The organism is Massilia sp. TWP1-3-3 (assembly GCF_049897805.1).
Lineage (GTDB): Bacteria > Pseudomonadota > Gammaproteobacteria > Burkholderiales > Burkholderiaceae_D > Telluria_A.
In genome coordinates this window covers 1-716 of the sequence record NZ_JAFCWX010000132.1, presented here as the reverse complement: position 1 = coordinate 716, position 716 = coordinate 1, and the positions used below count along the sequence as shown (strand labels likewise).

General features: G+C 56.6%; 1 pseudogene. It reads left to right on the top strand.

The window, feature by feature from the left end:
- Positions 1-84: 84 nt before the first annotated feature.
- Positions 85-423, top strand: a pseudogene (locus tag ACP7D4_RS28175) (DUF2345 domain-containing protein); the annotation flags it as partial.
- Positions 424-716: the final 293 nt, after the last annotated feature.

Sequence of the window (716 nt, the reverse complement as noted above, 5' to 3'; positions counted from 1 at the left end):
CAGGATGCCAGCAAGGCCAAGCTGGGCGAGCGCGAGCTCGATAGCGAGCAGCCAGTGGAAAAATTCGGCAAGCCGATCGTGCTGATGGACGCGCCAGCCAGCATCAACTGGGCCACGCCTGCATCGACCGTTATGTATGCGGGCGAGCATTTGCAGTGGACGACCCGCTCGGACTTGCACATGACGGCCGCGCACACGGTGTCGTCGGTGGCGGCGAACGCTGTGAATTTGTTTACGCACGCGGGCGGGATCCAGGCGATTGCGGGCAATGGGCCGGTGTCGTTGCAGGCGCACACGGATCAACTGGAGATTTTAGCGGACAAGGCGGTTACGATCATTTCGGTTAACGATTCGATCAAAATCACCGCTAGCGAAAAGATTGTGCTGCAATCGGGAGTGTCGTCGATCACGCTAGAAGGCGGAAACATCACCTTTGCGTGTCCCGGCAATTTCACAGTAAAGGGCGGGCAACACCTGTTCGACCGTGGTGGGCGTTTAGAGGCTTCTTTCTCCCCACTACCCAGCTCAACAATTGGCATATTCAATCGAAAGATGCAGTTGACTGACGAGGCCACGGGGGAAATCATTGCCCATTCACGGCGTTCTCAAAGACCAAGTGCAACACCTTCTGCTGTAAGGTGCCGCCATGGCAAAAATCTACAAACATCTGACTACTCAAGAGCGCGCCGTCGTCATGACCATGCGCGCCGACCAAT